We start from the raw sequence: 18339 nt of genomic DNA, 5'->3' as shown, positions 1-18339 counted from the left end.
ATCTTCTTCTGTCAGAGCGCGTCGGGTCCGCGCTCGCCGGTCCGGACCCGTACGGCCGTCTCGACCGGCAGGGACCAGACCTTGCCGTCACCGATCTTGCCGGTGCGGGCGGCCTTGACGATGACGTCGATCAGCTGTTCGGCGTCGTCGTCCTCGGCGAGGACCTCGATGCGGATCTTGGGGACCAGGTCGACGGTGTACTCGGCACCGCGGTAGACCTCGGTGTGGCCCCGCTGACGACCGTAACCGCTCGCCTCGGTGACCGTCAGGCCGTGGACTCCGAAGGCCTGGAGGGCTTCCTTGATCTCGTCGAGCCGGTGGGGCTTGACGACTGCGGTGATGAGCTTCATGCGTCCACCTTCTTGCCCGCTCCTGCGGCGGCCGGAGCGGCCGCGGTCTTGGCGGCACCGCCACCGGCGCCGCTGAAGTCGTATGCGGTCTCGGCGTGCTCGGCCTGGTCGATACCGGCGACCTCTTCGTCCTCGGTGACCCGCATACCGATGGTCTTGTCGAGGAGGAAGGCGAGGATCGCGGAGGCGATCAGGGAGTACGCGAGGACACCGCCGACACCGGCGAGCTGCTTCCACAGCTGGTCGAACTTGTGGTCGCCGTAGAAGACACCGGCCACGTCCGACTGGCCCTTGCCGCTGGCGAAGAAGCCGATCAGGACCGAGCCGACGACACCGCCGACGAGGTGGACACCGACGACGTCGAGCGAGTCGTCGTAGCCGAACTTGTACTTCAGGCCGACGGCCATGGCGCACAGGACACCGGCGATGGCACCGACCGCGATCGCGCCGATCGGGGTGACCGCACCACCGGACGGGGTGATGGCGACCAGACCGGCGACCGCGCCGGAGGCGGCGCCCAGCGTGGTGAACGCGCCGTGGCGGATCTTCTCGTAGACGAGCCAGGCCAGCATGGCGGCGGCGGTGGCGACCTGCGTGTTGACGAACATCAGCGTGCCGACGCCGTCGTCGTTGCCGAGCCACGAACCGGCGTTGAAGCCGAACCAGCCGAACCACAGCAGACCGGCGCCGAGCATGACCAGCGGGAGGCTGTGCGGGCGCATCGGGTCCTTCTTGAATCCGACGCGCTTGCCGATGACCAGGATCACGCCGAGCGCCGCGGCACCGGCGTTGATGTGGACCGCCGTACCACCGGCGAAGTCGATCACGCCCAGCTCGAAGGCCCAGCCGCCGGTACCCCAGACCCAGTGGGCGACGGGGAAGTACACGATCGTGGCCCACAGCGCGATGAACAGCGCCCAGGCGGAGAACTTCACACGGTCGGCCAGCGCACCGCTTATCAGGGCGGGCGTGATGATCGCGAACATCAGCTGGAAGACCATGAAGGCCAGGACCGGGATGTTGTACGGGAGCCAGAGGTCGCCCTTGTCGATCCCGCTGAGGCCGACGAAGTCCGACGTCCAGCCGACGAGGCTGCCCTTGTCGGCGCCGAAGGCGACGGAGAAGCCGTACAACACCCACAGGATGGTGATGATCCCCATGCTGATGAAGCTCATCATCAGCATGTTCAGGGTGCTCTTGACGCGGACCATGCCTCCGTAGAAGAAGGCCAGACCCGGGGTCATGAGCAGCACCAGGGCGGAACAGATGAGCATGAAGCCCGTGTTGGCGGGCGACAGCTCTACGTCTGCCGCCATCGTGATGGCTGGTGCCATCGGCGTCTCCTCGTCGTTGGTACGGCCCCGTGCGGGCGAAGCCTGAGCGGATTGAGGGGTGGGCCGGTTATGCGCCATGAGATTGGCGCAGCGCGGTTTCGTTGGAAGCCCCTCGTTGTTTCGCCACCGTGACGAAGGCGCCTTACGTGTTACGCCTCGATGAACTGCCGGATGTTCGCCGAAAGGATCGTTATCGTGGCGCAACCTTCGGTGAAGGCATGAAACCGGCCGCGGTCGGCCTTCCGATGACCTGGCATGGGGGAGCCGAGTCGGGCAGTTCGGGAGGGCCGGCCGCGGCCGGGGCTCAAGGAATTCAGACTGCTTCGGCCGTCTCCGGAAGCTCGATGCCGAGCTTCTCGGTGAGATCCACAACCTCGGCCAGATCACCGAAATCGCGTACGGCCGTGTCCACCGTCTTTCGGATACGAGTGTTCACCCGCTCGGAGCGGACCTTCTTGGCGATGTACATCGCCTCCTCCGCCAGCACCGCACTCCGCTCGGGCTCGCGCTGGAGCAGGTGCACGGTGGCCATGCCGATCAGGTTGAGTGCGTACGACCGCTGGTGCTCGGCGTCCTTGGCGAAGAGATCCACGGCCCGCTGCATCAGAGGCTCGGCCAGGGACGCGTACGTGGGGCTGCGGCCGGCGACATAGGCCAGGTCACGGTAGGAGTGGGAGTTCTCGCCGTGCAGCTCGGCCTCGGAGAAGAAGCGGATCCAGTCGGGGTCCGGCTCGTCCCATTCGTCGGAGTCGGCGAAGGTGTCCTCGGCCATCCGGACGGCGCGCTTGCACTTGCCGGGCTGTCCCATGTTGGCGTACGCGCGGGCCTCCATCGCATACAGCATGGACTGGGTGCGCGGACTCGCGCAGTCCCGGCTGCCGTACTGCGCGAGGTGGATCAGCTCCAGGGCGTCGTCGGGTCGGCCGAGGTGGATCATCTGGCGGCTCATGCTGGACAGGACGTACGAGCCCAGCGGCTTGTCGCCGGCCTCCTTGGCGGCGTGCAGGGCCAGGACGAAGTACTTCTGCGCGGTGGGCTGGAGCCCGACGTCGTACGACATCCAGCCCGCGAGCTCAGCCAGTTCGGCGGCGACCTTGAACAGCTTGCGGGTGGTGGTGTCGGGCTGAGGCTCCTGGAGGAGGTCCGTGACCTCGTGCAGCTGGCCGACGACCGCCTTGCGGCGCAGCCCGCCGCCGCACTGGGCGTCCCACTGCCGGAACATCATGGTGGTGGACTCGAGGAGGTCCAGCTCGGGCTTGGAGAGCCGGCCGACCCGGCGGGCCGCGGCCGCCGACTCGGGCTCGTGGTGCGCGGCGGACGGCGAGGGCACGAGCCAGCGCTGCATGGGCTCGATGAGGGACGGGCCCGCGGACAGGGCCAGCGAGGTCCCGAGGAAGCCGCGCCGCGCCAGCATCAGGTCGCTGCGCGAGAACTCGCTGAGCAGGGCCACGGTCTGCGGGCCCGTCCAGGGCAGGTCGACCCCGGACACGGACGGTGACTGGCGGGCGGCGCGCAGGCCGAGATCCTCGACCGAGACGACACAGCCGAACCGCTCGGAGAACAGCTCCGAGAGGATCCTGGGGATGGGTTCACGGGGATTCTCGCCGTCCAGCCAGCGGCGGACGCGCGAGGTGTCGGTGGAGATGTGGTTGGCGCCCAACTGGCGGGCCCGGCGGTTGACTTGGCGGGCGAGTTCGCCCTTCGACCAGCCGCTGCGCACGAACCACGAGGTGAGCAGCTCGTTGGGGCGCTTGTCACCGTTCGCCGCGCTGCCGGCGCCCGTTCCACCTTCGCCGTTGCCGCTCACTGGAACGCCCCCATCCCTGAGACCACTTGTCGCTGAGTGCGCCAAGCCCTATCAGAATGCCGGTAAATACGGCCGCCCGTCCGGTACTTCTCACCCTTCGAACGGGATACCGACTTGCCTCCGGCATACCCACAAGTGCATGTGCCCCCAGGACTCGTGCACTCAAAGTAATCCTACGATCACCCCTCCAGCCATGGGGATCCCCGAAACGCCACCATTCGCCACCCCTTCGAATGAACTCACGGTCGCCTGCACGCGATTCACTTGACATAGGACAGCCGGGAGTGGGCGGAACGGTGCACTCAGGGGCGCACAAGGCCGGGCACACCACCTGGGGCGCATCCGGGCGCCGAGTGGACGTTCGGGAGCACCCCTCAGGTCACTTTCCGTGCACGTCTCGTAACCACCGGTGCGTCGGACCCGTTGGAGGGGGCATGGGCTTCACGATCGGCAGCAGTCGGGGCATCCGCGACATCCGGTCCTCCTCGCGTCGCCGCGGCCGCTCGTCGGAGTGCACCGCCGTGGCCGAGTTCACCGGACTCTGGGGCTGGGACGTCGTCCCGGGCGCCCGGGCCGCCGCGGGCGCCTGCTCCTGTGGCCGGGCGGACTGCCGGGCACCGGGCGCGCACCCGCTGGACTTCGCACCGGAGGTGCCCGCCGGGGCGACGCTGGACGAAGTGACGGGCGCCTGGGCCGAGTTCCCGGGCGCCTCGGTGATGCTGCCCGTCGGCCGGGCCTTCGACGTGATCGAGGTGGCGGAACCCGCCGGCCGCCGCGCCCTGGTCCGCCTGGAGCGCATGGGCCTCCCCCTCGGCCCGGTGACGGCGACCCCCGAGGGCCGCGCCCAGTTCTTCGTCGCCCCCGGCGCCGCCGCCGAACTCCCCGAACTCCTCTACCGCATGGGCTGGGACGACCCGACCTCCCTGGACCTGCGCGGCCTGGGCCCCGGCACCCACATCACGGCCCCGCCCTCGGACCGGGCAGGCCTGGGCCCGGTCGACTGGCTGCGCTCCCCCGCGCTGGACTCGGCGACGAAACCGCCGGCGGCGAGGCTGCTGCTGGGGACCCTCGCCTACGTGGCGCACCGGTCGCGGGCGTAGTGGCATGAGCAGGCGCACACGGCGAAGTGCCCGTCCCCGACTGCACCTCGGGGGCGGGCACTTCTTCCTGTGGAGGCATTCTCCCCACCGACGGCGGGTGAGTACTACTCACCGATAAGTGCATCCACGAACGCTTCCGGCTCGAAGGGCGCCAGGTCGTCCGCACCCTCACCAAGACCCACCAGCTTCACCGGCACGCCCAGCTCCCGCTGGACCGCGATCACGATGCCGCCCTTGGCGGTGCCGTCCAGTTTGGTCAGCACGATGCCGGTGATGTCGACGACCTCGGCGAAGACACGGGCCTGCACGAGGCCGTTCTGCCCGGTCGTGGCGTCCAGCACCAGCAGCACCTCGTCGAGCGGCGCCTGCTTCTCCACGACCCGCTTGACCTTGCCGAGCTCGTCCATGAGCCCGGTCTTGGTGTGGAGGCGCCCGGCGGTGTCGATCAGCACGACGTCCGCGCCGATCTGCTTGCCCTCCTTCACCGCGTCGAAGGCGATGGAGGCGGGGTCGCCGCCCTCGGGGCCCCGGACGGTATGGGCGCCGACCCGGTCGCCCCACGTCTGGAGCTGGTCGGCGGCGGCGGCACGGAAGGTGTCGGCGGCGCCGAGGACCACACTGCGGCCGTCGGCGACCAGGACCCGGGCGAGCTTGCCGGTGGTGGTGGTCTTGCCGGTGCCGTTGACACCGACGACCATCACGATGCCGGGCTTGCTGGTCTCGGGCTCGGTCCTGACCGTGCGGTCGAAGTCGGTGCCGAGCAGCTTGAGGAGCTCCTCGCGCAGCAGGCCGCGCAGCTCCTCGGGGGTTCGGGTGCCGAGCACCTTCACGCGCTCGCGCAGGCCCTCGACCAGTTCCTGGGTGGGGGCGACGCCGACGTCGGCGGTGAGGAGGATGTCCTCGATCTCCTCCCAGGTGCCCTCGTCGAGGTGCTCGCGCGACAGGAGCGTGAGCAGCCCCTTGCCGAGCGCGTTCTGGGAGCGGGAGAGGCGCGCGCGCAGGCGGACGAGCCGTCCGGCCGTGGGCTCGGGGACCTCGATCTCGGGGATTTCAAGAGCCGGCGGCTCTTCGACGGCGGCCGGGGCCGAGCCGTCCGGGAGATCCACCTCCTCTATCGTCCGGCGCGGTTCGTCGCGGGGCGTCTCGGCCTCGTCGCCGACGTGCGGCTCGGCCGGAGGGGCGGTGATGTCGGGCGCAGCGGGAGGCGGCGGGGGCAGCGGCTTCTTACGTCGGCTGCCGACGACGAGCCCGCCGAGCACACCGAGCACGACCACGGCGATGACTACAGCAAGGATGACGGTTTCCATAACCTGTCCAGTATCAGTCATGGGCCCCTGCCGGACCCAGCCTGTACTTTCCTCGGCGAGTACGGCCTCGTCCGGGCGGTCCGCGACCATGGCCATCTGACGCATCGTCAGCTAGCGTCCCCCTCCACCGTCCAGTGCATCGAGGGGGAACCCATGCCCGTCACGGTCGTACGCTTCAACCTCGTCGAACCCGGCGCCACCCCCGCCTCCCTCCGCGCCCGCTACCAGGCCGCCCTGGAGATGGCCGCGTACGCCGACGAGCACGGGATCACCACCGTGCAGACCGAGGAGCACCACGGCGTCGCCAACAACTGGCTGCCCTCGCCGTTCGCCTTCGCGGGGGCCGTCTTCGGCGCGACCCGGAAGATCGTGGTCACGGTCTCGGCGATCATCGGCCCGCTGCACGACCCGCTCCGGCTGGCCGAGGAGATCGCCGTACTGGATCTGCTGAGCGGCGGCCGCCTGGTGACGGTCGCGGGAATCGGCTACCGGCCCGAGGAGTACGCCCGGTTCGACGTGGACTGGAAGCGGCGCGGCAAGCTCCAGGACGAACTGCTGGAGACGCTGCTCAAGGCCTGGACCGGCGAGGAGTTCGAGTACCGGGGCCGTACGGTACGGGTCACCCCGCGCCCCTGCACCGAGCCGCACCCCCTGCTCCTGGTCGGCGGCTCCTCCCGGGCCGCCGCACGCCGGGCCGCCCGCCTGGGCCTGCCGTTCTTCCCCAGCGCACATCTGCCGGAGCTGGAGGCGTACTACAAGGAGCGGCTCGTCGAGTACGGCACCGAGGGCTGGACGATGATGCCCGCCGCCGAGACACCGCTGCTGCACATCGCCGAGGAGCCGGACCGGGCATGGGACACGTACGGCTCCTGCTTCCTGCACGAGGCCCGGACGTACGCCTCCTGGCAGTCCGGGGACATCCGGTCCGCCGTGAGGTCGGGAGCCACTACCGTGGACGAGCTGCGCGCCGAGGGCGTGTACCGGATCCTGACTCCGGCCGAGTGCGTGGCGCAGGGCCTCGACAACCTCGTCCTGCATCCGCTGGCGGGCGGGATGCCGCTGGAGGAGGGGTGGCGGAGTCTGCGGCTGTTCGCGCAGGAGGTGCTGCCGGCGCTGGCGAATTGACCTGCGCGGGCCTCTGGTGCGGTGATCCACTGGTCCCATGAGTCTGTGCGTGGATGTGTTCGTGCGAGACGCGAACGGCCGGTTCCGGGTTCTCGACGTCCCGGAGGGCTGCGACGACTCGGCCGGCTTCGAGAGCTGGCGCCAGGCGGTCTGGGGCTCCGACACGGCGCGCTCGCTGGGCGCCCGGTTCCTGCCCGTACTGGCCGAGCGCGACCTGTACGTCGAGGCTCACGAGGTGGTGGACTTCCTGGGCGAGGTCACACTGCTGCGGGCGAACCTCGAACGCATCGCCACCACCACATGGCGCCCCCGGGAGCTCGCCGAGCACCGGAGCCAGATCGAGCGCCGGCTGGACAACATCGAGGCGACCGCCCTGCGCGCCCAGGAGCTGGGGGCCGGCGTCCTCATCTGGTGACAAGGAGCCGCCCCGGCTCGGGCAGTGGCCGAGCCGGGGCGACGGTGAGGGGTCACGGGGAGAAGGGCAGCGGGGTTGGGCCCTTCTCCCCGGGTTCGTGCGGGCCGTTCAGCCCATCTCCTCCAGCGCCTTGCCCTTCGTCTCCTTGACGAACTTGAGGACGAACGGGATGGAGAGCGCGGCGAAGACCGTGTAGATCACGTAGGTCAGGGAGAGGTTCCAGTCCGCCAGCGACGGGAAGCTCGCGGTGATGGCCCAGTTGGCGATCCACTGCGCGGAGGCGGCCACACCCAGGGCGGCGGCGCGGATCCTGTTCGGGAACATCTCGCCGAGGAAGACCCAGACCACCACACCCCAGGACAGGGCGAAGAAGAGGACGAAGACGTGGGCGGCGATCAGGGCGGTCCAGCCCTGCGCGGCCGGCAGCTTGCCGTCGACCAGGTCGAAGGAGAAGGCCCAGGCCTCCAGGCCGAGACCGATCACCATGCCGACCGAGCCGATGAGGGCCAGCGGCTTACGGCCGACGCGGTCCACGAAGATCATGGCGATCACGGTGCCGACGATGTTGATGATCGACGTCGTGAACGAGTAGAAGAACGACTCCGTCGGGTCGACACCGACCGACTGCCACAGGGTCGAGGAGTAGTAGAACGCGACGTTGATGCCGACGAACTGCTGGAAGACCGAGAGGCCGATACCGACCCAGACGATCGGCTTGAAGAAGAAGCTGCCGCCGAGCAGGTCCTTGAAGGTGGACTTGTGCTCGCTGTTCATGGCGTGCTCGATCTCGGTGACGCGGGCGTCCAGGTCGATGTGGTCGCCCTCGACCTCCTTGAGGATCTCGCGGGCACGCTCGTGCTTGCCGACGGAGATCAGGAAGCGCGGGGACTCGGGGATCGCGAAGGAGAGCAGACCGTAGAGGACGGCCGGGATCACCATGACACCGAGCATGACCTGCCAGGCCTCGATGCCCATCAGCTTGCCGCGCTGGTCACCGCCGGCCGCGTTCAGCAGGCCCCAGTTGACCAGCTGCGAGATGGCGATGCCGATGACGATCGCGGCCTGCTGGAAGGAACCGAGGCGACCGCGGTAGGCCGGTGGGGCGACCTCCGCGATGTAGGCGGGGCCGATCACGGAGGCCATGCCGATGGCGAAGCCGCCGACGACGCGCCAGAAGGCGAGGTCCCACAGGGCGAAGGGCAGCGCCGAACCCACCGCGCTGACCGTGAAGAGGACGGCCGAGATCTGCATGCACCGGATGCGGCCGATCCGGTCCGCGATCCGGCCGGCGGTCGCGGCGCCGATGGCGCATCCGATCAGAGCGATGGCGATGACCTGGGCCAGCGCTGCGGAGCCGATGTCGTAGCGATCCCGGATGGCCTCGACCGCGCCGTTGATCACGGAACTGTCGTAGCCGAAGAGGAAGCCTCCCATCGCGGCCGCCGCCGCGATGAAGATGACGTGCCCGAGGTGCTCGGGCTGAGCCGACCTGGCTCCTGACTTGGGTGCCGCTGTGCTGGTCAAGTGAAACTCCTCGGGCCACCGGCAGCGCTGCCGGGTGGGGGGTGAGCCCTTCCAGTGGGGCATAGCTTCATGCCGCCCACCACCTGAAGGTAAAAGCAACGTTGCAGAGACTATGCCTTCAAGTTTCGAAGTCAACAGGGGGACTGCTGTGAAGTTTCTGCACCCGCGAGGTGTCGATTCATTCAAGACTTGAAGTCAGTCAGAAGCCGCAGGTCGCGATAGGTGTAGGCACCACGCGACTAGCGGAGTCGCTGCGAGATGACCTTCGACACACCGTCGCCCTGCATGGAGACGCCGTACAGCGCGTCGGCGACCTCCATCGTGCGCTTCTGGTGGGTGATGACGATCAGCTGCGAGGCTTCCTGCAGCTCCTGCATGATGCGGATCAGCCGCTGCAGGTTGGTGTCGTCGAGGGCCGCCTCGACCTCGTCCATGACATAGAACGGGCTGGGCCGGGCCTTGAAGATCGACACCAGCATCGCCACGGCCGTCAGCGACCGCTCACCGCCCGAGAGCAGGCTGAGCCGCTTCACCTTCTTGCCCGGCGGACGCGCCTCCACGTCGACGCCGGTGGTGAGCATGTTGTCGGGGTCGGTGAGGATCAGCCGCCCGTCACCGCCCGGGAACAGCCGGCTGAAGACACCCTCGAACTCCCGGGCGGTGTCCCGGAAGGCCTCGGTGAAGACCTGCTCGACGCGTTCGTCGACCTCCTTCACCACCTGAAGCAGGTCGGCGCGGGTCTTCTTCAGGTCCTCCAGCTGCTCGCTGAGGAACTTGTGCCGCTCCTCCAGCGCCGAGAACTCCTCGAGCGCGAGCGGGTTCACCTTCCCGAGCTGCTGATAGGCCCGTTCGGCGGCCTTGAGCCGCTTCTCCTGCTCGGCCCGGTGGAAGGACTTCGGCTGGTTGCGCGGATGCTCCGGGTCCTCCGGCAGCTCCTCGCCCTCGGCGGGCGGGGAGGGCGGTACGAGCTGATGGGGCCCGTACTCGGAGACGAGCCCGGCGGGTTCGACGCCCAGCTCCTCCAGCGCCTTGGTCTCCAGCTGCTCGATCCGCATGCGCTTCTCGGCGCCGAGCACCTCACCCCGGTGGACCGAGTCGGTCAGCTTGTCGAGCTCGCCCTTGAGGTCCCGGCCCGCGTTGCGGGCGGCGGCCAGCTCCTGCTCGCGACGCGCCTTCGCGGCCTCGGCGGCGGCCCGCTCCCCCTCGGCTCGCCCGAGCGACACCTCGACGTGCGCGAGAAGCTGCCGCGCACCGGAGGCGACGGCTTCGGCGACCGTGGCCTCGTGCCGCAGCCGTGCCCGCCGCTGCTCGGCACGCGCGCGTGCCTCGCGCTCGGCCCGTGCGGCGCGGTCGAGGGAGTCGGCGCGGCCGGCGAGACCCTTGACCCGCTCCTCGTGCGTCCGCACTTGAAGCCGGGCCTCCATCTCCGTCTGCCGGGCGTTGGCACCGTCGGCGGCCAGCCGGTCCCGTACGGAGGTGTCCGGCTCCTCCTCGACGGGCATCTCCTCGGCGACGGCGAGGCGTTCGGCGAGTTCTTCCACGTCCTGGAGGGCCTTGTCGAGCGATTCCTGTGCCCTCGCGGCGGCGGCGACGGACCGCTCGGCCTCGCCCGCGGCACCGCGTGCCTGTCCGGCCAGCCGGCCGAGCTGCTGGGCCACGGTCGACTTCTCCCGGTCGGCGGCGCGGCGTCGCTCGCTGAGCTCCTCGACCAGCGCGGTGCGTTCCTTCCGCCGCTCCTGGGCCTCGTGCTGGGCCTCGCTCAACTCCTCGCAGCGGACGGCGAGTTCTTCCAGCTCGGCTGCCGCCTCGTCGACGGATGCCTGTACTTCGAGGAGGCTGGGGGCGCCCGCGGAGCCGCCGTGGGCGAAGTGGGCGCCGAGGAGGTCGCCTTCGGCGGTGACGGCGGTCAGGTCGGGGTGGGCATAGACGAGGTCCTCGGCGTCTTCGAGGGTGCCGACGACGACGATGCCGCGCAGGAGCCGTCGTACGGCCGGCATGAGATCCGATGGGCCGCGGACGAAATCCGCCGCGCGAGGTCGTGTGGCGTCCGCGGGTTCGTCGTGGCCGGTCGCGCCGTTCCCCGCGCCCCTGAGGGGCGCCTCAGGCACCCCGGTCAGCAGGAGCGATGCCCTCCCACCGTCCTGCTTGCGCAGCAATCGGATCGCGTCCGCCGCCGCCGACGGTGATGTCACCGCCAGTGCGTCCGCCGCCGCTCCGAAAGCCGCCGCCAGTGCCACCTCGTAGCCCGGTGTCACCGTCAGCAGCTCTGCCGCCGGGCCCAGCAGGCCGGTGAGGCGATCCTTCGCGCCCAGCAGTATTCCCGTGCCGTCCTTCCTGCGCAGCCCCAACGCGAGCGCCTCGTGCCGGGCCTGTGTCGCCGCCCGCTTCCGCTCCGCCGCCGTGGCCGCTTCCCGGGCTGCCGTCAGCGCGGCCTCCGCCTCGGCCAGCGCCGCTTTCGCCGCATCGTGCTGTTCCGCCAGTTCGGCGTCGCCCGCGTCGAGCCCGTCGACCTCCGCCTTGAGCGCCTCGTACTCCTCCTGCGCGGCGAAGGCCCGTTCCTGGGCCTCGTCCCGGGTGGCGGCCAGCCGGTCGATCTCGGCCTGGGCCGAGGCGGCGCGCGAACGGGCCGCGTTGACCTGCCCGTTCAGCCGGGCCAGCCCCTCGCGGCGGTCGGCGATGGCGCGGGCGACGTCCTTCAGGCGCCGTTCTTCCTGGACGAGTTCGCGTTCCAGTTCGGCGCGGTGCGTGACCGTGTCCTCCAGGGCGTGCTCGGCCGCCTCCAGGGCCGCTTCGAGCTCGGCCTCCTGCTCACGGATCCGGGCGGCCTCGCGCTCCATGTCCTCGGGATCACGGCCACGCCGTTCCTCCGGTGGCGCCGAGGTCGCGCTCTTCACGCGCGCGTCGGCGAGCGAGACCGTGCCGCGCACCCGCTCGGCGAGCTGGGAGAGCTCGTACCAGGTCTGCTGGGCCCGCTGGAGCCGCGGCGTCAGCTGCCGCACCTCGTCCTCCAGGAGAGCCTCCCGTTGCAGGGCCTTCCTCAGCTCCTGCTCGGCGGCCTCCTTGCGCTCCTTCAGGGCGGCCTCGTCGGCGATCTCGGACTTGAGCGCCTGGCGCAGCCGTACGAGATCGTCGGCCAGGAGCCGCAGGCGGGCGTCGCGCAGATCCGCCTGGATCACCGCGGCCCTCCGTGCGACCGCCGCCTGGCGGCCCAGCGGCTTGAGCTGTCTGCGCAGTTCGTCCGTGAGGTCCTGCACGCGCGCGAGGTTGGCCTGCATCGCGTCCAGCTTCCGCAGCGCCTTCTCCTTGCGCTTGCGGTGCTTCAACACACCCGCGGCCTCTTCGATGAAGGCCCTGCGGCCCATCGGATCCGCGTGCAGGACCGAGTCGAGCTGGCCCTGGCCGACGATGACATGCATCTCGCGGCCGATGCCGGAGTCGGAGAGCAGCTCCTGGATGTCCAGCAGACGGCAGGTGTCGCCGTTGATCTGGTACTCGCTGCCGCCGTTGCGGAACATGATCCGCGTGATGGTGACCTCGGCGTACTCGATGGGCAGTGCCCCGTCGGAGTTGTCGATGGTCAGGGACACCTCGGCGCGGCCCAGCGGGGGCCGCCCGGTGGTGCCGGCGAAGATGACGTCCTCCATCTTGCCGCCGCGCAGCGACTTGGCGCCCTGCTCGCCCATGACCCAGCTGAGGGCGTCGACGACATTGGACTTGCCCGAGCCGTTCGGTCCGACGACACACGTGATACCCGGCTCGAACCGGAGCGTGGTCGCCGAGGCGAACGACTTGAACCCGCGGAGGGTCAGGGCCTTGAGGTGCACGCCGCTGGACTCTACCTTCCGGGGTTGTCTCACTCCATGAACGCGCTGTCCCCCGCGGTTTCACCAATGAACGTGCAGGGCACATCAGACGTTAAAGAGAGCGGGAAGGTGCGGTACGCGGGGGAAAGAAAGAAGGGACGCCGAAGCGTCCCTTGCAAACTCGAACTCTGACAACTTAGCGGTTGATCCGGGCGGCCCAACCACTGCGTGTGTCGTGATGCGATGCAGTGATCAGGTGAGCGCAGGCTCCGCCTGGTGTGCGTCGATGCTCTCCAGAAGCGAGTCGTGAGAAGCGGCAGCCGCGAGCGCGTCGTTCTCGGCCTGAATCCGTACGAGCTCGGATTCGAGGTCTTGGACGCGCTGCTGGAGCCGTCGCATCTCGGCAATGAGTCGCGGGTCGGAGCCGCCGACGTAACCGAGAAGCGCCTTTGCCATGATGGATGGTCCTCCACACTGAGTGACCGACCGAAGCGGTGTGGGTCGTGAGGGATTCGCACCCGCGATGCTTGGCACTGTTGAGTTTGTGCTGCCGTTCATCCATGCCAAACAGCTAAGGTGCGCGGGGTGCATTCAGCGTCTCACCAAAAAGTTTGACGGTCAACACGATCACGCCCTGTATTGGCGGCAACCCGGGGGCACGCGGCCTTGAAACGGCGGCGCGGCGACTCCTGCGGGGCCCTGAGGGCGTAGCGATCATCCTTAAGTGCGGAGCCTCCCAGGAAATGCCGTTCTTGGCAACCACCAGGGCCTTTCTGCTTCAGGCAGGTGCCAGTGGCATGTCCCTCGGGTCCCACCTGGCCCGCTTTACAGAACCGGCTCAGCTGATGGCGAAGCCGTCGTAGCCCCCGCGGGGTGTGTCCCAGATCTCGGTGACACCGTCCACGCGCCCGGGCGTGTCCTCGCCCTGGAGCCAGTCGAGGAGTCCTTCGCAGTGCCCTCTCGGGCCCTCCGCGACCACTTGGACCCGTCCGTCGCCCAAATTGAGAGCAAAACCACTCAACCCACCGAGTTCGAGGGCCTTGGCCCGCGTGAACCAGCGGAAACCCACACCTTGGACACGTCCTCGCACCCAGGCGACCAGTCGCACATCCTCGCTCATAGACGCAACCTAACCAACCAATGTCTCTCTGGGCTCTCCCTCCCCTGGCGCCATGCGGTACCGTCCCCTGCCAATGAATCTCATACGAAACTCACTCGATCGTGTGAGTTTTGTGAGTTCGGTCCGACCGCTGGGGACGAGTCGGCCACAAAGGACGAGGAAGGCCAGGACACATGGGACGCCACCGACGCTCCGCCGCCGGCCGCGCCGCCACGGGCCGCGCCACGGGGGTCACGGAAACAGACGGCTCGTACACGAGCGGCTACGACCCGCAGCACTCGTACGACTACGACCCGCAGCACTCTTACGGCTTGGACCAGCAGTTCTCGTACGACTTCGACGCCGACGCCCGGGGCCACCACACGAGCGAGTACCCCACGGTGGGCATCGCGCCCTATCTGAACCCCGAGGCGCACTCCCGCAGCAACACCTACCTGTACGCGACGGACGACGAGTACGCGCAGGCCACGGGCACCACGAGCACCACGCTGTTCCCCAGCGAGGGCTTCTCGCCGGGTGACGGCCCGCGGAGCGGCGGGGGTTCGCGCCGTCGCCGCAAGAAGAGGGTCGTGACGCCGGTCAGGACCGGTCTGCTCGGGGTCTCCGCGGCGGTCGCGATCGGCACGGTCGCGGTGGCCACGGGTGTGGTGCCCGGCCTCGACAACTACAAGCTCGGCGGCGGCAACGCCGACAACGTGCAGGCCGCGGACACCCCGACCAACTCCGCGACCGAGCAGGGCGGCACCTCCGGCAGCGCCGACGAGGGCCGGGACGACGAGGCGGCCAGCCGCGCCGGCGAGCGCTCGGCCTCCCCCACGCCGTCCGCCTCCCCCTCGACGGCCGCGCCGACCAAGACGCCGTCGAAGAAACCGACGGCCACGCCCAGCGAGAAGAAGCCGAAGACGACTCCCTCTCGCGCGGCCACGAAGGCACCGGCAGCCACCAAGGCCCCGGCGGTGGTCTCCGCGGAGGTCCAGGCCGAGGCCGAGGTGCTGAAGCTCGTGAACGAGGAGCGGGCGAAGGTGGGCTGCAGCCCGGTGGCCGCGAACAGCGCGCTGGGCAAGCTCGCCGAGGACTTCAGCGACGCGATGGCCGCCGAGGGCTTCTTCGACCACACCGACCCCAGCGGCCAGACCCCCTGGGACCGGGCCGAGGCAGCCGGCATCACCAGCCTCGGCGGCGAGAACATAGCCCGGGGCCAGACCGACGCGGCCGCGGTGATGGAGGCCTGGATGAACAGCCCGGGCCACAAGGCGAACATCCTGAACTGCGACTTCCAGACGCTGGGGGTCGGTGTGCACTTCGGGTCGGGTGGCCCGTGGTGGACGCAGGACTTCGGCTACTGACCGAAAAAAGGGAGCACTAACTCATGGTTAGTGCTCCCTTTTCGTTAGCGCTGCGCTCCCGTACCCTGAGTGCATGGACACCACGCTCGACATCTCCTACGACGTGTTCGCCAAGGCCTGTCCCTCGCGCAACACGCTGGAGCATGTGACGGGACGCTGGGGCGGGCTGACGCTCTGCGCCCTCCACGAGGGCTCCCTGCGCTTCAACGAGCTGCGCCGCCGTGTGGACGGCGTGAGCGAGAAGATGCTCTCCCAGACCTTGCAGGCACTGGAGCGCGACGGCCTGGTGCACCGCGAGGCCCAGCCGACCAACCCGCCCCGCGTGGACTATGAACTGACCCCGCTCGGACACGGCGTCGCCGAGCGACTGGTCGGCCTCATCGAGTTCGTGGAGGGCCGCATGGACGACGTGCTCGCGGCCCGTCAGCACTACGACGAGACGCGCGGCGCCCGCTGACACTTCGGGCAGAAGTAGCTGGACCGGTTCATCCAGGACGCTCGCCGCATCGGCGTACCGCACCGCTTGCACGGCAGTCCCTCGCGGCCGTACGCGTCGAGCGAGCGGTCGAAGTAGCCTGACTCACCATTGACGTTGACGTACAGGCTGTCGAAACTCGTGCCGCCCACCGCGAGCGCCGCGTTCATCACATCCCGGACGTGGCCCAGGAGTTCGGCCGTCCGCGGGCGCGTGAATCCCGCGGTCGGACGCTCGTAGTGGACGCGGGCGCGCCAAAGCGCCTCGTCCGCATAGATGTTGCCCACCCCGCTGATCAACGACTGGTCGAGCAGGGCCCGTTTGATGGTGCTGCGCTTACGGCGCAGGGCCTGGTGGAACGCCTCGTCGTCGAAGAGCGGGTCCAGGGGATCGCGGGCGATGTGCGCGATGACGTCGGGCAGACCGTCCTCGGTGTTGTCGTGCAACGACAGACCGCCGAAGGTGCGTTGGTCGACGAAGCGGAGTTCCGTACCGAGGCCGTCGGCGAAGCGGACGCGAATGCGCAGATGCTTCTCGTCCGGGGTCTCGTGCGGCTGGACCAGCAGCTGGCCGCTCATGCCGAGGTGCGCCAGGACCGACTGGTGGGTGTCCTCCAGCGGCAGCCACAGATACTTGCCGCGACGGCTGGGCACACCGATGCGATGCCCCTTGAGACGGTGGGTGAAGTCGTCGGCGCCGGCGATGTGACGGCGTACCGCACGCGGGTGCAGCACCTCGGCCTCGGCGACGGCACGGTGGGCGACCCACCGCTCCAGACCTCGCCGTACGACCTCGACCTCGGGCAACTCGGGCATGGGATCCCCCGGTGTATGAGCCGAGCGCCCGCCCCGGTGCGGGACGGGCGCTCTGGGTATCGCGCTGTGCGGTCAGGCGGAGGCGGGCGCCTCGTCGGCGCCGGCGTCGGCCTCGGCGGCCTTCGCCGCCGCAGCCTTGGCTCGCTCGTCCGCCGCGGCCCGGATGGACCGCCATGCGGACTCGGCGGCCTGCTGCTCCGCCTCCTTCTTGCTGCGGCCGGTGCCGGTGCCGTACGAGACGCCTCCGACGCGGGCGGCAGCAGTGAAGGTCTTCTCGTGGTCGGGGCCGGTCTCCGAGACCTGGTACTCGGGCACACCGAGGCCTTCGGTCGCGGTGAGCTCCTGGAGACTGGTCTTCCAGTCCAGGCCGGCACCGAGGTTGGAGGACTTCTCGATCAGTGGGTCGAAAAGCCGGTGGACGAGTTCGCCCGCCGCGTCCAGACCCTGGTCGAGATAGACCGCGCCGATCACCGCTTCGAGGGTGTCGGCAAGGATGGATGCCTTGTCCCGGCCGCCCGTACCCTCTTCACCACGGCCGAGCCGGATGAAGGAGCCCAGGTCGAGCCCACGGCCCACCTCCGCCAGCGCACGAGAGTTGACCACCGCGGCCCGCAACTTGGCCAGCTGGCCTTCGGGCAGGTCGGGGTGGGTGCGGTACAGCGTGTCCGTGACCACGAGGCCGAGCACGGAGTCCCCGAGGAACTCCAGGCGCTCGTTGGTGGGCAGACCGCCGTTCTCGTACGCGTAGGACCGGTGGGTCAGCGCACGCACCAGAAGGGCGGACTCGAGTTTGTACCCGAGCCGCCCTTCCAACAGCGTGTGGGACGAGGCCGTGTTGTCCGCAGAATTCTTCTTCGGAGTGGACACAGTGCCTCTCACCAGCCGCTCAGACCTCGAGGACCTGGCGCTTGTTGTACGTGCCGCAAGACGGGCACGCGATGTGCTGCTGCTTGGGCTCGTGGCAGCGCTCGCACGCAACCAGAGGGGTGACCGCAGCCTTCCACTGCGACCGGCGGTGGCGCGTGTTGCTGCGCGACATCTTCCGCTTCGGAACAGCCACGGCTACTTCTCCTGCTTCTCGTTGGCGCGCGCCGGTCGAGGCGCTTCGCCACTGATCTCGTCCTTCTCGCCATCTTCGAGTGAACCGGCGAGTCCCTGCAGTGCCGCCCAACGGATGTCGACGGCGTCATGGTGGTGGGCCGGGTCGTCCGCCAGCCGCGCTCCGCACTCGGAGCACAGGCCGGGGCAGTCGTCCTGGCACACCGGCTGCATCGGCAGGGCAAGCACCACCGCGTCACGCAGCACGGGTTCGAGGTCGAACAAGCCGTCCTCGATGAAGAGCCTGTCCTCGTCTTCCTCGGCGTCGTCGGCCGGCTCCGCCTTGGGGCGGCCCCGGTCGTCGGCGTCAGGGTACGAGAACATCTCCTGGAAGTCCGCTGCGAGCTCCAGCTCAAGCGGCTCCAGACACCTTACGCACTCCCCCTCGGCCAGTGCATGGGCGGTGCCTGTGACAAGCACCCCTTCCATGACCGACTCGAGCCGGAGGTCGAGCTTCACCGGGGCGCCTTCCGGCACTCCGATCACTCCCGCGATCCCGAGATCCTTGGGAGCGTCGATCTCACGGGTCAGGCGCTGCAGCGCACCGGGCCGCCGCCCCAGCTCGTGCGTGTCGAACACGAGAGGCTTGCGGTGGTCGAGGCGGGCGTTCAGAGCCATTCCTGCTTTCGATCTACGAGCTCAGAGGGACGCTGCCCTTCGGTGTTCCCGGGCAGCGCTGATCGCGGACGTACACGCGACCGAAGAGCCAGGATACTGGAC

17 protein-coding genes are annotated in these 18339 nt (G+C 69.3%); 5 read left to right on the top strand and 12 right to left on the bottom strand.

Annotated elements, in window-relative coordinates; all coding sequences use genetic code 11:
* Positions 1 to 11: 11 nt before the first annotated feature.
* The 3 genes from ACIOHP_RS33890 to ACIOHP_RS33880 all read right to left on the bottom strand — a co-directional run bounded on the left by ACIOHP_RS33890 (position 12) and on the right by ACIOHP_RS33880 (position 3491).
* Entirely contained in the window at positions 12 to 350 is a 339-nt protein-coding gene (locus ACIOHP_RS33890) for a P-II family nitrogen regulator (RefSeq protein ID WP_003997576.1), read from the bottom strand.
* Entirely contained in the window at positions 347 to 1684 is a 1338-nt protein-coding gene (locus ACIOHP_RS33885; protein ID WP_401893459.1) for an ammonium transporter, read from the bottom strand. Before ACIOHP_RS33885 ends, ACIOHP_RS33890 begins: the two co-directional genes overlap by 4 nt.
* A 313-nt stretch (positions 1685 to 1997) precedes the next feature.
* Positions 1998 to 3491: a hypothetical protein gene (locus tag ACIOHP_RS33880; RefSeq protein ID WP_361545733.1), complete on the bottom strand. Its 1494-nt coding sequence runs from the start codon at positions 3489 to 3491 to the stop codon at positions 1998 to 2000.
* Between the two features lie 434 nt (positions 3492 to 3925).
* Between ACIOHP_RS33880 and ACIOHP_RS33875 the strand changes: the two genes are divergently transcribed.
* A complete protein-coding gene (locus ACIOHP_RS33875; protein ID WP_266887535.1) occupies positions 3926 to 4591 on the top strand; it encodes a bifunctional DNA primase/polymerase in 666 nt (221 codons plus the stop codon).
* Positions 4592 to 4695: 104 nt separating this feature from the next.
* On the opposite strand, the gene ftsY is transcribed toward ACIOHP_RS33875, so the two are convergent.
* Complete coding sequence (gene ftsY, locus ACIOHP_RS33870) at positions 4696 to 5898, bottom strand: signal recognition particle-docking protein FtsY (RefSeq protein ID WP_401893457.1); 1203 nt, start codon at positions 5896 to 5898, stop codon at positions 4696 to 4698.
* A 153-nt stretch (positions 5899 to 6051) separates the two neighbouring features.
* On the opposite strand from ftsY, the gene ACIOHP_RS33865 reads away from it, so the two are divergent.
* Entirely contained in the window at positions 6052 to 7023 is a 972-nt protein-coding gene (locus tag ACIOHP_RS33865; protein ID WP_401893455.1) for an LLM class flavin-dependent oxidoreductase, read from the top strand.
* Positions 7024 to 7060: 37 nt separating this feature from the next.
* Positions 7061 to 7438 carry a hypothetical protein gene (locus tag ACIOHP_RS33860; protein WP_401893454.1) on the top strand — a complete coding sequence of 126 codons (378 nt, stop codon included), beginning with the start codon at positions 7061 to 7063 and terminating at the stop codon, positions 7436 to 7438.
* A 108-nt stretch (positions 7439 to 7546) separates the two neighbouring features.
* Here ACIOHP_RS33860 and ACIOHP_RS33855 read toward each other — a convergent pair whose 3' ends face one another.
* From ACIOHP_RS33855 to ACIOHP_RS33840, 4 genes are all read right to left on the bottom strand, one after another.
* The gene (locus ACIOHP_RS33855; protein WP_361545718.1) at positions 7547 to 8962 is read right to left on the bottom strand and encodes a sugar porter family MFS transporter; all 1416 of its coding nucleotides are present in this window, start codon (positions 8960 to 8962) and stop codon (positions 7547 to 7549) included.
* A gap of 239 nt (positions 8963 to 9201) precedes the next feature.
* Positions 9202 to 12786, bottom strand: coding sequence for a chromosome segregation protein SMC (gene smc, locus ACIOHP_RS33850; RefSeq protein ID WP_401893453.1), 3585 nt, complete (start codon positions 12784 to 12786; stop codon positions 9202 to 9204).
* A gap of 231 nt (positions 12787 to 13017) precedes the next feature.
* Positions 13018 to 13221, bottom strand: coding sequence for a hypothetical protein (locus ACIOHP_RS33845; protein WP_037649730.1), 204 nt, complete (start codon positions 13219 to 13221; stop codon positions 13018 to 13020).
* 382 nt (positions 13222 to 13603) lie between these two features.
* Positions 13604 to 13885: an acylphosphatase gene (locus tag ACIOHP_RS33840; RefSeq protein ID WP_401893451.1), complete on the bottom strand. Its 282-nt coding sequence runs from the start codon at positions 13883 to 13885 to the stop codon at positions 13604 to 13606.
* Positions 13886 to 14058: 173 nt separating this feature from the next.
* On the opposite strand from ACIOHP_RS33840, the gene ACIOHP_RS33835 reads away from it, so the two are divergent.
* A complete protein-coding gene (locus ACIOHP_RS33835; protein WP_401893450.1) occupies positions 14059 to 15231 on the top strand; it encodes a CAP domain-containing protein in 1173 nt (390 codons plus the stop codon).
* Between the two features lie 73 nt (positions 15232 to 15304).
* On the top strand, positions 15305 to 15688 hold the full coding sequence (locus ACIOHP_RS33830) for a helix-turn-helix domain-containing protein (protein ID WP_361545708.1): 384 nt from the start codon (positions 15305 to 15307) through the stop codon (positions 15686 to 15688).
* On the opposite strand, the gene mutM is transcribed toward ACIOHP_RS33830, so the two are convergent.
* From mutM to ACIOHP_RS33810, 4 genes are all read right to left on the bottom strand, one after another.
* The gene (mutM, locus tag ACIOHP_RS33825; protein ID WP_361490455.1) at positions 15661 to 16521 is read right to left on the bottom strand and encodes a bifunctional DNA-formamidopyrimidine glycosylase/DNA-(apurinic or apyrimidinic site) lyase; all 861 of its coding nucleotides are present in this window, start codon (positions 16519 to 16521) and stop codon (positions 15661 to 15663) included. The two genes, ACIOHP_RS33830 and mutM, sit on opposite strands and share 28 nt — an antisense overlap.
* A gap of 72 nt (positions 16522 to 16593) precedes the next feature.
* Positions 16594 to 17388: a ribonuclease III gene (gene rnc, locus ACIOHP_RS33820; RefSeq protein ID WP_361490459.1), complete on the bottom strand. Its 795-nt coding sequence runs from the start codon at positions 17386 to 17388 to the stop codon at positions 16594 to 16596.
* Between the two features lie 19 nt (positions 17389 to 17407).
* Positions 17408 to 17581: a 50S ribosomal protein L32 gene (gene rpmF, locus ACIOHP_RS33815; protein WP_015657589.1), complete on the bottom strand. Its 174-nt coding sequence runs from the start codon at positions 17579 to 17581 to the stop codon at positions 17408 to 17410.
* Between the two features lie 2 nt (positions 17582 to 17583).
* Positions 17584 to 18237 carry a YceD family protein gene (locus tag ACIOHP_RS33810; RefSeq protein ID WP_361490462.1) on the bottom strand — a complete coding sequence of 218 codons (654 nt, stop codon included), beginning with the start codon at positions 18235 to 18237 and terminating at the stop codon, positions 17584 to 17586.
* Positions 18238 to 18339: the final 102 nt, after the last annotated feature.

The sequence above is a fragment of the Streptomyces sp. NPDC087859 genome, from assembly GCF_044742595.1.
Classification (GTDB): Bacteria; Actinomycetota; Actinomycetes; order Streptomycetales; family Streptomycetaceae; genus Streptomyces; species Streptomyces canus_F.
The sequence above is the reverse complement of the archived record's forward strand: the minus strand, read 5'-3'. Positions and strand labels throughout refer to the sequence as shown.

Excerpts from the sequence above, each read along its gene's own strand:
- ACIOHP_RS33890 (WP_003997576.1), bottom strand. The coding sequence starts at position 350 with ATGAAGCTCATCACCGCAGTCGTCAAGCCCCACCGGCTCGACGAGATC.
- ACIOHP_RS33885 (WP_401893459.1), bottom strand. The coding sequence starts at position 1,684 with ATGGCACCAGCCATCACGATGGCGGCAGACGTAGAGCTGTCGCCCGCC.
- ACIOHP_RS33865 (WP_401893455.1), top strand. The coding sequence starts at position 6,052 with ATGCCCGTCACGGTCGTACGCTTCAACCTCGTCGAACCCGGCGCCACC.
- ACIOHP_RS33830 (WP_361545708.1), top strand. The coding sequence starts at position 15,305 with ATGGACACCACGCTCGACATCTCCTACGACGTGTTCGCCAAGGCCTGT.
- ftsY (WP_401893457.1), bottom strand. The coding sequence starts at position 5,898 with ATGGAAACCGTCATCCTTGCTGTAGTCATCGCCGTGGTCGTGCTCGGT.
- ACIOHP_RS33810 (WP_361490462.1), bottom strand. The coding sequence starts at position 18,237 with ATGGCTCTGAACGCCCGCCTCGACCACCGCAAGCCTCTCGTGTTCGAC.
- ACIOHP_RS33845 (WP_037649730.1), bottom strand. The coding sequence starts at position 13,221 with ATGGCAAAGGCGCTTCTCGGTTACGTCGGCGGCTCCGACCCGCGACTC.
- ACIOHP_RS33840 (WP_401893451.1), bottom strand. The coding sequence starts at position 13,885 with ATGAGCGAGGATGTGCGACTGGTCGCCTGGGTGCGAGGACGTGTCCAA.
- ACIOHP_RS33860 (WP_401893454.1), top strand. The coding sequence starts at position 7,061 with ATGAGTCTGTGCGTGGATGTGTTCGTGCGAGACGCGAACGGCCGGTTC.
- mutM (WP_361490455.1), bottom strand. The coding sequence starts at position 16,521 with ATGCCCGAGTTGCCCGAGGTCGAGGTCGTACGGCGAGGTCTGGAGCGG.
- ACIOHP_RS33835 (WP_401893450.1), top strand. The coding sequence starts at position 14,059 with ATGGGACGCCACCGACGCTCCGCCGCCGGCCGCGCCGCCACGGGCCGC.
- ACIOHP_RS33875 (WP_266887535.1), top strand. The coding sequence starts at position 3,926 with ATGGGCTTCACGATCGGCAGCAGTCGGGGCATCCGCGACATCCGGTCC.